The sequence below is a fragment of the Arthrobacter sp. Dra40 genome (genome assembly GCF_059091905.1).
The window spans coordinates 1-13037 of the sequence record NZ_JBNHHB010000145.1 but is presented as its reverse complement, the minus strand read 5'-3'; the positions used below and the strand labels follow the sequence as shown (position 1 = coordinate 13037).

The following is a 13037-nucleotide window of genomic DNA, read 5'->3' as shown; positions in this document are numbered from 1 at the left end:
GTACTTCGTCTCCTACTACGACTACTACCAGCCGGAAGCCTACGTCCCGCAGACTGACACCTTCATCGAGAAAGACTCCTCGATCAACGAGGAAGTCGAACGGCTGCGGCACTCGGCGACCAACGCCCTGCTGACCCGGCGCGACGTCGTCGTGGTGGCCACGGTGTCCTGCATCTACGGTCTGGGCACCCCCGAGGAGTACATCGCCGGAATGGTCACCCTGCGCAAGGGCGCGGAGATGAACCGGGATCAAATGCTGCGGCGGTTCGTCGCCATGCAGTACGCCCGCAACGACATCGACTTCCACCGGGGCACGTTCCGGGTACGCGGCGATACCGTGGAAATCATTCCGATGTACGAGGAACTGGCCGTGAGGATCGAGTTCTTCGGCGACGAGATCGAGCAGATCCTCACTCTGCATCCGGTCACCGGCGAGATCATCCGCGAGGAGACGGAGATGTACGTCTTCCCGGCTTCGCACTATGTGGCCGGCGAGGACCGGATGAGCCGCGCGGTCAAGGACATCGAAGACGAACTGCGTGACCGGCTGCAAACCTTGGAGTCGCAGAACAAGCTGGTGGAAGCTCAGCGGCTCCGGATGCGCACCACGTACGACCTGGAAATGATGCAGCAGATGGGGTTCTGCAACGGCATTGAAAACTATTCGCGGCACATCGACGGCCGCGGACCGGGTACCGCCCCCCACTGCCTGTTGGATTACTTCCCGGATGACTTCCTGCTGGTGATCGACGAATCGCACGTGACAGTGCCGCAGATCGGCGCGATGTACGAAGGCGACATGTCGCGCAAGCGCACCCTGGTGGACCACGGGTTCCGCCTCCCGTCGGCCATGGACAACCGGCCGCTGAAATGGGACGAGTTCCTGGACCGGATCGGCCAGACGGTCTACCTTTCCGCGACGCCGGGGAAGTATGAACTGTCCAAGTCCGACGGCTATGTCCAGCAGATCATCCGGCCCACGGGCCTGGTGGACCCGGAGGTCATCGTCAAGCCGACCAAGGGCCAGATCGACGACCTGTTGGGCGAGATCAACGCGCGCGTGGAACGGAACGAACGCGTCCTGGTCACCACCCTGACCAAGCGGATGGCCGAGGATCTCACCGACTACCTGAACGAGCACGGCGTGAAGGTCCAGTACCTGCATTCCGATGTGGACACCCTGCGCCGCGTGGAACTGCTCCGGGAATTGCGGATGGGAACGTTCGACGTGTTGGTGGGCATCAACCTGCTGCGTGAAGGTTTGGACCTGCCGGAGGTTTCGCTGGTCGCCATCCTGGATGCGGACAAGGAAGGCTTCCTGCGCAGCAGTACGTCGCTGATCCAGACCATTGGCCGTGCCGCCCGCAACGTGTCCGGCCAGGTGCACATGTACGCGGACAAGATTACCGATTCCATGGCCAGGGCCATCGAGGAAACGAACCGGCGCCGCGAGATCCAGGTCGCGCACAACAAGAAACACGGCGTGGACCCGCAGCCGTTGCGCAAACGGATCGCCGACATCACCGACCAGCTGGCCCGGGAAGATGCGGACACCCAGGAACTGCTGAAGGATTTCGACTACGGCAAGGGCAAACGCGGGTTCTCGGCCGCCGCGCCGAAGGATAAGATCCGGCGGGACGGATTGGCTGCTGCACCGGCCGAGGATCTGGGCGAACTGATCGCCCAGATGACGGAGCAGATGCACGCCGCAGCGGCCGAATTGCAGTTCGAACTGGCCGCCCGCCTGCGCGACGAGGTTTCCGACCTGAAGAAGGACCTGCGGCAGATGCGCGCCGCGGGGCACGCCTGAGTCGTCAGGGGCACCTGCGCTACACTTGACCGAGCGTAGGGGAGTATCCCGAACACTGTGGACGTCAACACGCGGGGCATCGGAGCCCCGCCGGGCGCAGTGGCCTGGCCGGACAACGGCAGGCGGAGAGACTTGCGGCGAACACTCGCACCCGCGCACTGCACACGCGCGGCATCTTCTGTGAAAGGCAAGGTTCCGTGTCGGACCAATTATCCCTGCCCTTTGAGATCATCTCTTTTGTGGTCCTGGGCATCATCCTGCTGTTCGACCTGCTGTACGTGGTGAAGCGGCCGCACGAACCTTCAATGAAGGAAGCCGGCCTCTGGGTCGGTTTCTACGTCACCCTGGCGCTGATCTTCGCCGGGCTGCTGTTCTGGCAGGCAGGCCCCAACTACGGCCAGGAGTTTGTCGCCGGCTGGATCACTGAATACAGCCTCAGCGTCGACAACCTGTTCGTCTTCATCATCATCATGGCCAGGTTCTCCGTACCCCGGAAGTACCAGCAGGAAGTGCTGATGTTCGGCATCATCATCGCGCTTATCCTGCGCGGCATCTTCATCCTGCTCGGCGCCACCGTGATCGCCCACTTCAGCTGGGTGTTCTACATCTTCGGCGCGTTCTTGCTCTGGACCGCCTGGAAGCAGGCGACCGACTCCGGCGAGGACGAGGAAGAAGGCTCCGAGAACGGGCTGGTCGCACGGCTGACCAAGAAACTGCCGGTCAGCGAGAACTATGACGGCAACAAGCTGCGCACCACCGTCGACGGCAAGCGCCTCTTCACTCCGATGGTCATGGTCTTCATTACCATCGGCATGACCGACCTGCTGTTCGCGGTCGACTCCATCCCGGCCATTTTCGGCCTGACGCAGAGCGCGTTCATTGTCTTCACCGCGAACATTTTCGCGCTGATGGGCTTGCGCCAGCTCTACTTCCTGCTCGGCGGACTGATGGACCGCCTGGTCTACCTGAAGCACGGTTTGTCCGTGATTCTGGCGTTCATCGGCGTGAAGCTGATCTTCCATGCGCTGCATGAGAACGAGCTTCCGTTCATCAACGGCGGACAGCATATCGAATGGATCCCGGAGATCAGCACCGGGCTTTCGCTGGCGGTGATCATCGGAACGTTGGTGGTTGCCACGGTGGCCAGCCTCCTCAGCCCCGCCGGGCGCCAGGCCGCCATTGACGCGCGGCTGGCCAAGGACGCCGAACGGGCGCAGTCCGACACCGAGTAGAAGCCCCATTCCGGTGAGCTGTACACCCGGGGCAGGTCGACTAAGCTCGGCGTGTGACCCGGCAACCAGACGCGGCGCTGAACGCAGACCCTCGTACGAGGGTCGTTCAGCGCCGCGTTGTTCTCTCCCTCGCCCTCGCCCAGCTGTTCAGCGGCCTGGGCCACGGCGCGGGACTGGCTATTGGCTCGCTCCTGGCGGTGGAGCTCACCGGCAGCGAGGCGCTGGCAGGCACGTCTACTATGGCGATAGCGCTGGCTGCGGCGCTGGCCGCCTTGCCTTTGGCCGGTGTCGCCGCCCGTGCAGGGCGCCGGCGGGCGCTGGTCACCGGTTTGCTGATGGCGCTGCTGGGCTCGGCCCTGATGGCGCTGGCACCGGTCCTTGGGTCCTTCGCGGTGCTGCTGGCAGGCTCCGCCTTGCTGGGGGTCGGCAATGCCTCGAACCTGCAGGCTCGTTTCGCGGCGGTGGACTTGGCCGCACCGCAACATCGTGGGCGGGATCTGGCGTTCGTGGTGTGGTCGATCACGGTAGGTGCAGTGGCCGGGCCGAACCTCATCCGGCCCGGCGCCGAACTGGGAGCAGCCCTCGGACTGCCGGAATCCTCCGGTCCGTTCCTGTTTTCGATGGCGGGCATGGCCACCGGCGCCCTGGTGCTGCTGGTGGGCCTGCGGCCGGATCCGTTGCGCTATGCACACACTCTTGGCGGCGGGGGAGCCCAGCCGTCCAATGCCCGCGGAACTCTGCGCACGGGCGTGGCGGCGGTTCGCCGCCATCCGGGTGCGGCTCTGGGACTGGCCGCCGTGGTGGGCGCCCAGTTGATGATGGTGGCTGTCATGTCCATGACGCCGGTGCACCTGCAGGCACTTGGCCATGCGGGCGGGCACCAGCACAGCCAGACGGACACGTTCGCCGTGATCGGATTTACCATTTCGCTCCACCTGGCCGGCATGTACGCACTCTCACCGCTGATGGGCTGGCTGACCGACCGGCTGGGACGAACCCGAACGATCGTGGCCGGGCAACTGGTTTTGTTGGCCGCGACGGGGCTGGCCGGGTTGGGGCAACACGACGCCTGGCTGGTCGGCGCCGGTCTGGTGCTGTTGGGTCTGGGCTGGTCCGCCTCGGTGATTGCCGGCTCCACCCTCCTGGCCGAGTCAGTGCCGGTGCACGCCCGGGTACCCGCGCAGGGCTTGTCCGATACCCTCATGGGGGCTGCCGGGGCAATGGGGGCTGCGCTCTCCGGACCGCTCCTGGCTGCCATGGGATTCGCCGGGCTGAACGCCGCGGCAGCCGTAGTCGCCGGCGTAATATTGCTGGCACCGCTTCTAGCCGCCCGCAGCCGGGGCGTCCCGGCAGGAGTCGGTTTCAACGACAGGAGCCCATCGTGAGCCGACGGCAGATCCCGGCCGCAGCGACCGTGGTGGCGTTCCTCTTGACCGGCTGCGGCCACGACGGTGTCTCTGAGCCCTCTGCTGCCGTCCACACGGGTCCGGGGCACGAGGTCCTGCTGGTTAACCCCACCAGCGGTAGGGAGAACTTCGAGATGGAGGCCGGCTTCAAGGGGACACTCGAGTTGTCGCCGGAGGGTTGCGTCATTGGTAAGGACACCTCGGGACGTGAGGTCATGCTGGTGTTTCCGGCCGACGCCTATTTCAGCCACCGGGAAGAACTGCCCACCGTTGAAGTCGAAGGCCGGTCCTTGTCGATTGGCGGACCGGTGTTCTTTGGCGGGGGAGCCCTCCGACCGGACGAACTGGACCGTCTCTCTGCGAGCGCGCCGGAGGGATGTTTCCGGGACGACACCTTCTACGTGCAGACCATCGGCTAACCATCCCGGCGTTGCCGGGGCTTGAGGACCGGCAGCTAGTCCCGGACCATGCCGAGCAGCCGCCGGAAGATGGCCTCGCCGTCGTCGGCAATGCCGTCATGGTGGAACTCATCGGTTTCCCAGACCTGCAGCCCCTTTACCTGCGCAGCAGTTTCCAGCGACAGGTTGCGCTCGACGTAGATATCGTCGCGGTACACAGCTGCAGCGACCGGGACGTTGTTTTCGGCGAGCCGGGCGCGATCGTAGAGTGCCGCCCAGTCGGACTTCGCCGCCAGCAGGTCGGCTACCTCGCGCAGCGGGACCAGGGCCGGATCCTGCTCGAAGTACCAGGGGTAGACCATCTCGCCCGTCAGCAGTGGCTCCGCGGCCTGGGGAGCGAACTGCGGGAAATCCCCCAAAACCCGCCACGCAGCCCAGTCGGTCGCCTCGCCCTGGGCATAGATGGATTCGTGCATCAGCGCATAGAGGGGGTTGGCCGCCCGGCCGACAAGTACAGCGATTTGCTCCAGGAAGGTATCCGAAAGCCGCTGGCCGGAGCTGGTCGGGACGAACGCGTCCTCGAGCAGGTAGTGCAGCGCGTCAATCCGGGTGTTTCCGCCCAGGAACGAGCCGACCATTTGGAACCGGCCCGGGGTCAGCCTCTCGCCGGACGGCAGCTGCTCGGGCACCGCGTCCAGATGCCGGACGACGGCGGTGACCCGGGAACGGTCTTCGGGGTAACGGTCGAAGTACTCCCGGTTGCGCGCTTCCACCCGGCGGAAGGTGGCGCGGTAGACCCGGTCAGCACCTCCCGCCAGCGGCGCCAGGCCGCCGGTAATCAACGCTTCCCGCAGCCCTTCGGGCGCGAACGAGAGATAGGTCAGCGCGCAGAACCCGCCGTAGCTTTGTCCGAAGACGCTCCACGGCCCGCTGCCGAGTTCCTGCCGGATCAGTTCGGCATCGCGCACGATCGAGTCGGCACGAAAATGTGCCAGGAAAGCTGCCTGTGCTGCTGCGTCGCCGCGCAGCGGCAGGGTCTGCCGGTTTACCGGGGAGGACAGCCCGGTGCCGCGCTGGTCGAGCATCAGGATCCGGAAGGTCTTGGCTGCTTCCTTCATCCAGCCGCTCAGCGATGTGACCCGGTTGCCCCGGCCGCCTGGCCCTCCCTGCAGGAACAGCAGCCAAGGCCGCTGGTCCGTCGCGCCGCCGTCGGCCTCCAGTGAGGAGTATTCGCGTGCGAAAACCTCCAGCGTCTCGCCGCCGGGATCTGTGTGGTTGAGCGGAACGGTGAAGAAATGCCCGGCCGTGTGCATCCCGCGGAAACGATGGGTGCCGGCCACCCGGTGTTGTGTCACCGGCCCGGCTGTCCGGTTGCTGACCCTGAGGGCACGCTTCCGCATCCGAATGAGGCCAGCGCGTCGCCGGAGAGCCGGAACGTTGACCATTCTTCCTGCGGACGGGCGCCGAGAGAGCGGTAGAAGTCAATCGACGGGCGGTTCCAGTTCAGTACCGCCCACTCCACGCGGGCGTAGCCGGAAGCCACCGCATGACTGGCCAGTGTCCGCAGCAAGGCCTTCCCGTACCCCCGTCCGCGGGCCTCTGGCCGGACGTACAGGTCCTCCAGATAGATACCGTGCACGCCTTCCCAGGTGGAATAGTTCCGGAACCACAGCGCGAAACCCTGGACACCGCCGTCGTCCTCCGCCACATGCGCGAAAACTGCCGGCTGGCTGGAAAACAGCGCGTTCCGCAGCTGTTCCGGGGTGTTCTTGACCGCGTCCGGTTCCTTCTCATACTCCGCGAGGTCGCGGATCAGGTTGAGGATGACGGGGACATCGGCTTCTTCGGCAGGTCGGATCACAGACATAACAAGAGCCTAGCGTCCGGCAGGGTGCTGCGTTGGTAGGGTCGGTTCATGAATCAGGCGTTGGGGAAATTTGTGGACGACTTCGGTGCGTTGGTGGCGCTGGTCCAGAACGCGTACCGTCCGAGGGTCAGCGGCGAGGACCTCCTGGACAGGCTCGGCAGGCATCTGCAGACTGACGTCAAGGAATTGCCGACGGTCGTGGAGGAGATTCCCGCACACCGCCTGGTTGACGCGGACATTGTGTTGGAGGATTCTGCTACTGCCGACGCGGACAACGAACTGATCGGCATTGGCGGCGGCGATCAGCGGCATCATCTGTCATTGAGTGACATTCTGCAGCATGCCTCACAGTACGGGGGGTTCCCGGTAGGGCAGCCGGACTACTCCAACGTGGCCGTTGGGCCGCAGCGGCAAAGGCAGGCCCTGGCGCTCGGCATGCGCTTGTTCACGTGGAACGGTCACCCCCTGGCGGTGTTGCTCCGCGCCGCGAATCCCCGGTTCGGACTGGCCTCGGCCGTGCTGGAGGTCCTCGGTCGGGAGCCGGTTGGCACGTCCGGGTTCCTCACGATGTTTCGCGAGCGCATGCGCTCCCACAGCGTGTTAAAGGGCCAGGTGGTCTCGTTCACCCTGCAGGACTTCGGAGCCAGCGGCGCGGGTGTCACTTTCCACGAGCGGCCGCGGCTGGAAGCGGGCGACGTAATCCTGGCTCCGGGAGTGCTGGCGCGGATCGTCCGGCACGTCGTGGATATGGCGGATGCGCGCCAGGACCTGCAGCGCTTGGGCCAACATCTCAAACGTGGCGTTTTGCTTTATGGTCCGCCGGGGACCGGCAAGACGCATACCGTCCGGCACCTCCTCTCCCTGAGCCAAGGGACCACGGTGATCCTGCTCTCCGGGGGCTCACTCGCGTTCATCTCCGAAGCAGCCAGGATGGCCAGGGCTCTGCAGCCGTCCATCGTGGTGCTGGAGGACTGTGACCTCATCGCTGAAGACCGCAGTTTCGGCCATGGCCCTCAGCCCTTGCTGTTCGAGGTCCTCGATGCGATGGACGGACTTGAGGACGACGCGGATGTTGCCTTCGTGCTGACCACCAACCGGGTGGAAGCGCTGGAACAGGCGCTTGCCCAGCGGCCTGGTCGGGTAGATCTCGCGGTGGAGATTCCGCGGCCGGACACCGAGCAGCGCAAAGCCTTGATACAGCTGTACGGGCGCCGCCTGGCGTTCGGCGCCGACGCTGTTTCGGAGGCTGCAGAAAGAACCGCCGGTACCACCGCATCGTTTGCCCGTGAACTGGTGCGCCGGTCCGTGGTTGCCGCGGCGGCCCGGGGCGGCGAACCTGCCGACGAAGACTTGCTGGCCGCCGCGGATGAGCTGATGGCCGACGGCGAAGTACTCACGCGCACCTTACTGGGCAGCGACGCCGGAGGCGCGGGAGTTGGCGGAGCCAGCCTCCTCAAGAATGCGGCGGAAACTCCACCCTCTGCGGTGTTGAGCCTGTTGGAACCGGACACCGAAGGAGGTTAGGCACCGCGTCCGGACGGCGGCTGTCCCACTAAGGCTTCAGCACCACCTTGATGCAGCCGTCGTCTTTCTTCTGGAATTTTTCATACATGGCCGGGGCATCGTCCAATGGAGCCGTATGCGTGACCAAGTCACGGACCCCGAGCGGATCGGCCGGGTCACCCGCCAGCGGCAGCACATCGTCGATCCAGCGGCGGACGTTGCATTGGCCCATCCGGAGCGTGACCTGCTTGTCGAAGAGCGTCAGCATCGGCAGGGGATCGGCTTGTCCTGCGTAGACGCCGGACAGCGAGATGGTGCCGCCGCGGGCCACTGCGTCGATCGCAGTGTGCAGGACGGACAAGCGGTCCAGGCCCGCCGTCGACATCAGTTTTTTGGCCACGGGATCGGGGAGAAGGCCGACGGCGAACTGTGCGGTGGCTGCCCCCGGCGCGCCGTGCGCTTCCATTCCGACCGCGTCGACCACTGAATCCGGCCCGCGGCCCTGGGTTGCGTCGCGGAGTTCCTCGGCAGTCCGGGAGCCCCACTCCAGGGTTTCGATGCCGTGGCGGCGTGCCATCCCCAGCCGCTCCGGAACGAGATCGACGCCGATGACCCGGTGGCCGAGATGGCGTCCTACCCGTGCGGCGAACTGGCCCACCGGGCCGAGGCCGAAAACCGCCAGGGTTCCTCCGTCCGGAACGTTGGCATAGTCCACTGCCTGCCACGCGGTGGGCAGGACGTCGGAGAGGAACAGGTACTGCTCATCCGGTGCCTGGCTGTCCTCGATCTTGACGGGACCGTAGTCGGCGTGGGGGACACGCAGGTACTCTGCCTGTCCACCGGGGACAGAACCGTACAGTTCGGTGTAGCCAAAGAGCGCAGCGCCTGAATTCTTCTCCTTGACCTGAGTGGTCTCGCACTGCGACTGAAGGCCGCGGCTGCACATATGGCAGCGGCCGCAGGCAATGTTGAAGGGGACGACTACGCGGTCGCCCGGCTTGAGCCCCGGTACCGCGCTGCCGGTCTCCTCGACGATGCCCATAGGCTCATGGCCCAGGACGTCACCGGGGGACAGGAACGGACCGAACAATTCGTACAGGTGCAGATCGGAACCGCAGATGGCCGTAGACGTGACCCTGATGATGGCGTCGGTGGGCTCCTGCAGGACCGGGTCCGGAACCTGCTCCACGCTGAGTCTGCGTTTGCCTTGCCACGTCAGTGCTTTCACTGTCGTCTCCCTGTCGCGTCGCGGTGGAGAGCGCAGGCTTGCGCCCCTGGAAGGTAAGCGTGCTTACCACCCTAGGGTCGCTGCCTGCCGCCTGCAAGGGTCCCGCCGGCTGGCCTTAATTACCGCCTGCAGGACCGACGTCGAGAATCCGGACCGCGGCTGAGCCGGTCTCGTTGCTCGCTGCCAGGTCCACCTCGGCGCTGATGCCCCAGTCCCGGTTGCCGGCGGGATCATCGAAAATCTGCCGCACCTTCCAGACCGCCGACTGTTCTTCGATAAGGAGCAATGCCGGTCCGCGCGCATCCGGACCGATGCCGATGTCGTCGTACTCCTCGTAGTAGGCGTCCATGGCGTCCGCCCAGCGGTCGGCATCCCAACCTGCCTCGGCGTCCAGCGCACCGAGTTCTTCTTCCTGCTCGTCGGCAAACAACTCCACCCGGCGGAACAGTTCGTTGCGCACCATGACGCGGAAGGCCCTGATATTGTCCGTGAGTTTGGGCGGCTCCTGCGTGAATACCGACGCGGCGGCGTGCTCGGCCGCCAGGTCTGCGGCGCCCTTGCCGGCGGCGAGTTCTTCCCATTCGTCCAGCAGGCTGGAGTCAACCTGCCGCACCAACTCACCGAGCCAGGCGATGATGTCGGCCAGGTCCTCGCGCAGGGCGTCCGCCGGCACGGTCTGCCGCAACGCCTTGTAGCCATCAGTCAGGTAGCGCAGCACGATGCCTTCGCTGCGGGCCAGCCCGTAAAACTGCACGAATTCGGCGAAGTTCATCGCCCGTTCGTACATATCCCGGATGACCGACTTCGGCGCAAGTTCGAAGTCGCCCAGCCAGGGCGCGCCGTGCCGGTAGGTTTCGAAGGCGGCCTCAAGCAGTTCCGCCAGCGGCCGCGGGTAGGTGACCTCGTCCAGCAGGGCCATCCGCTGGTCGTAGTCGATTCCCTCGGCCTTCATGGCTGCCACGGCTTCGCCGCGCGCCTTCTTCTCCTGTGCCGAGAGGATCTGGCGCGGTTTCTCCAGCGTCGCCTCGATGATGGAGACCACGTCCAGTGCGTAGCTGCCGCCTTCCGGATCCAGGAGTTCCAGGCTGGCTACCGCGAACGGAGAGAGCGGCTGGTTCAAGGCGAAATTCGGCTGCAGGTCCACGTTGAGCCGGATGAGGTGCCCGTTCTCGTCCGGGGCGTCCAGGCGTTCCACCAGACCGGAAACCACCAGCTCCCGGTAGATGCCAAGGGCCTTCTTGATCAGCTTCAGCTGCGAGGCACGGGTTTCGTGGTTTCGCGTCAGCAGGCGCTTGGCGGCCGCGAACGGATCGCCGGGGCGTTCCAGGATATTCAACAGCATGGCATGGCTGATGGTGAAGCTGGACGTCAGTGGTTCAGGATCGCTCTCCACCAACTTCTGGAACGTCGGTTCGCCCCAGCTCACAAAGCCGGTCGGCGGCTTCTTCTTCACCACCTGGCGCAGCTTCTTCTGGTCGTCGCCGAACTTGGCCACCGCCTTGGCCATCGCCTTGGTGTTCTCCACCACGTGCTCCGGAGCCTGCACGACGACGGTGCCCGCCGTGTCGTAGCCGGCCCGCCCTGCGCGACCGGCGATCTGGTGGAATTCGCGGGCATTGAGCAGGCGGGTGCGCACGCCGTCGTACTTGCTCAAGGCAGTCAGCAGCACGGTGCGGATGGGCACATTGATGCCCACACCCAATGTGTCGGTGCCGCAAATGACCTTCAGTAGTCCGGCCTGGGCCAACTGCTCGACCAGCCGGCGGTACTTGGGCAGCATGCCTGCGTGGTGGACACCGATGCCGTGCCGGACCAGGCGGTTGAGCGTCTTGCCGAAGCCGGCCGCGAACCGGAAACCCGAGATCAACTCGGCAATGCGGTCCTTCTCCTCGCGGGTGCAGACGTTGATGCTCATCAGATTCTGCGCACGGTCTATGGCCTCGAGCTGGCTGAAATGCACCACGTAGACGGGAACCTGCTTGGTGGAGAGCAGTTCCTCCAGCGACTCCTGCACGGTGGTCTGCACATAGTAGTAGTGCAGCGGAATGGGACGCTCCGCCGAACTCACGGTGACCGTCGTCCTGTCCGTGAGCTCGGTGAGTTCTTTCTCGAACCGGGTCACGTCACCGAGCGTGGCCGACATCAGCAGGAACTGCGCCTGCGGCAATTCCAGCAGTGGGACCTGCCACGCCCAGCCGCGCTGTGGATCCGAGTAGTAGTGGAACTCATCCATGACCACCGTGCCAAGATCAGCGGCCGAGCCCTCCCGCAACGCAATGTTGGCCAGAATCTCGGCGGTGCAGCAAATGATCGGTGCATCCTGGTTGACCGCCGAGTCGCCGGTGACCATGCCCACGTTTTCCGGACCGAAGATGTCGCACAGAGCGAAGAACTTCTCCGACACCAGCGCCTTGATGGGTGCAGTGTAATAACTGACGGCACCGGTAGACATGGCGTGGAAGTGCGCGGCGATGGCGACCATGGACTTCCCCGATCCGGTAGGGGTAGCCAGGATGACGTTGTTCCCGGTGACCAGCTCCATGACCGCTTCGTCCTGGGCAGGGTAAAGCGACATGCCGCGGGATTCGACCCACTCGGTGAACCAGGTGTAAACGTCGTCGGGATCTGGGTCGGTGCCGGTGTCCGGCAGGAGCTGGAGAAGATTCATGTTCTTTCCAGCTTAGGCGCTGGCGGGGCCGCGCCAAGCGGTCAGCTGACAGGAGTCAGGTGCGGTGCCCGTGGCGTAACGTACTGCCCATGCAATGGGACCCGCTCAAGTACGTGGAATTCGCCGACTACCGGGACCGGCCATTCTTCGACCTGACCGCGCGAATAACCGCCGCTGAACCCGCCGTCGTGGTGGACCTGGGCTGCGGCCCCGGGGGCCTGACGGCAGCGCTCGCCGAACGATGGCCCCGCGCCTCAGTCACCGGCGTCGATTCCTCGCCTGAGATGATCCGGCAGGCCCGGCAGCGGAAGAACCCCGCCACGCTCGAATTTGTTGCCGGCGACATCGCCGCCTGGGCACCGCCGCGGGACTTGGACGTCCTGGTTTCCAACGCAGCCCTGCAGTGGGTCCCCGGCCATCAGGACATGATGCGTGCCTGGCTGCGCGCCATGAAACCGGGCTCCTGGATCGCAGTGCAAGTGCCCGGAAACTTTGCCGCCCCGTCGCATGCGCTGATGAGGACGCTGGCCGGGTCGCCGCGGTGGCAGCGCCGGCTGGGTGGGGTACTCCGCCACGAAGACGCGGTCTCCGAACCGCAGGAGTATCTTGAGCTGCTGACGGAGGAGGGCTGCGAAGCCGATGTTTGGGAAACCACTTACCAGCAGCTGCTCCGGGGGCCCGATCCGGTGCTGGAATGGGTCCGGGGAACCGGGTTGCGCCCTGTCTTGGCCGCCCTCCCGGCGGCAGAAGCAGCCGCGTTCGAGTCCGAGTACGCGGCGATGCTGCGTGCCGCCTACCCGGAAGGCCACCACGGAACCGTGTTCGGATTCCGCCGGATATTCGCCGTGGGACGCAAACGGGGCTGAGGCGCTGGCTTCGGCCAACGACGGCCGCCGGCCACCGAAGCGGCCGCTCCCCGCCACAC

Annotated in this window: 10 protein-coding genes; 6 read left to right on the top strand and 4 right to left on the bottom strand. The window is 65.3% G+C overall.

Annotation, left to right across the window (positions count from 1 at the left end):
* The 4 genes from uvrB to AC5RWT_RS28000 form a co-directional block, all read left to right on the top strand.
* A partial coding sequence (gene uvrB / locus AC5RWT_RS28015) for an excinuclease ABC subunit UvrB (RefSeq protein WP_494083045.1) occupies nucleotides 1-1810 on the top strand: 1810 nt, incomplete at its 5' end.
* Between the two features lie 197 nt (nucleotides 1811-2007).
* On the top strand, nucleotides 2008-3042 hold the full coding sequence (locus AC5RWT_RS28010; RefSeq protein ID WP_494083044.1) for a TerC family protein: 1035 nt from the start codon (nucleotides 2008-2010) through the stop codon (nucleotides 3040-3042).
* Between the two features lie 53 nt (nucleotides 3043-3095).
* Nucleotides 3096-4427 carry an MFS transporter gene (locus AC5RWT_RS28005; RefSeq protein ID WP_494083043.1) on the top strand — a complete coding sequence of 444 codons (1332 nt, stop codon included), beginning with the start codon at nucleotides 3096-3098 and terminating at the stop codon, nucleotides 4425-4427.
* Nucleotides 4424-4867 carry a hypothetical protein gene (locus AC5RWT_RS28000; protein WP_494083042.1) on the top strand — a complete coding sequence of 148 codons (444 nt, stop codon included), beginning with the start codon at nucleotides 4424-4426 and terminating at the stop codon, nucleotides 4865-4867. The genes AC5RWT_RS28005 and AC5RWT_RS28000 overlap by 4 nt, the downstream gene beginning before the upstream one ends.
* A 35-nt stretch (nucleotides 4868-4902) precedes the next feature.
* Here AC5RWT_RS28000 and AC5RWT_RS27995 read toward each other — a convergent pair whose 3' ends face one another.
* A complete protein-coding gene (locus tag AC5RWT_RS27995) occupies nucleotides 4903-6159 on the bottom strand; it encodes an alpha/beta fold hydrolase (protein WP_494083046.1) in 1257 nt (418 codons plus the stop codon).
* Between the two features lie 38 nt (nucleotides 6160-6197).
* Entirely contained in the window at nucleotides 6198-6713 is a 516-nt protein-coding gene (locus AC5RWT_RS27990) for a GNAT family N-acetyltransferase (protein ID WP_494083041.1), read from the bottom strand.
* A 48-nt stretch (nucleotides 6714-6761) separates the two neighbouring features.
* Here AC5RWT_RS27990 and AC5RWT_RS27985 point away from each other — a divergent pair, with 48 nt between their 5' ends.
* Nucleotides 6762-8237, top strand: coding sequence for an AAA family ATPase (locus AC5RWT_RS27985; protein WP_494083040.1), 1476 nt, complete (start codon nucleotides 6762-6764; stop codon nucleotides 8235-8237).
* Nucleotides 8238-8265: 28 nt separating this feature from the next.
* Here AC5RWT_RS27985 and AC5RWT_RS27980 read toward each other — a convergent pair whose 3' ends face one another.
* Together AC5RWT_RS27980 and AC5RWT_RS27975 are read right to left on the bottom strand one after the other, a co-directional pair.
* Nucleotides 8266-9444 (bottom strand): zinc-dependent alcohol dehydrogenase, encoded by a 1179-nt coding sequence (locus AC5RWT_RS27980; RefSeq protein ID WP_494083039.1) that lies wholly within the window; start codon nucleotides 9442-9444, stop codon nucleotides 8266-8268.
* A 115-nt stretch (nucleotides 9445-9559) separates the two neighbouring features.
* On the bottom strand, nucleotides 9560-12112 hold the full coding sequence (locus AC5RWT_RS27975; protein WP_494083038.1) for a DEAD/DEAH box helicase: 2553 nt from the start codon (nucleotides 12110-12112) through the stop codon (nucleotides 9560-9562).
* An 89-nt stretch (nucleotides 12113-12201) separates the two neighbouring features.
* Here AC5RWT_RS27975 and AC5RWT_RS27970 point away from each other — a divergent pair, with 89 nt between their 5' ends.
* A complete protein-coding gene (locus tag AC5RWT_RS27970) occupies nucleotides 12202-12978 on the top strand; it encodes a trans-aconitate 2-methyltransferase (protein WP_494083037.1) in 777 nt (258 codons plus the stop codon).
* Nucleotides 12979-13037: the final 59 nt, after the last annotated feature.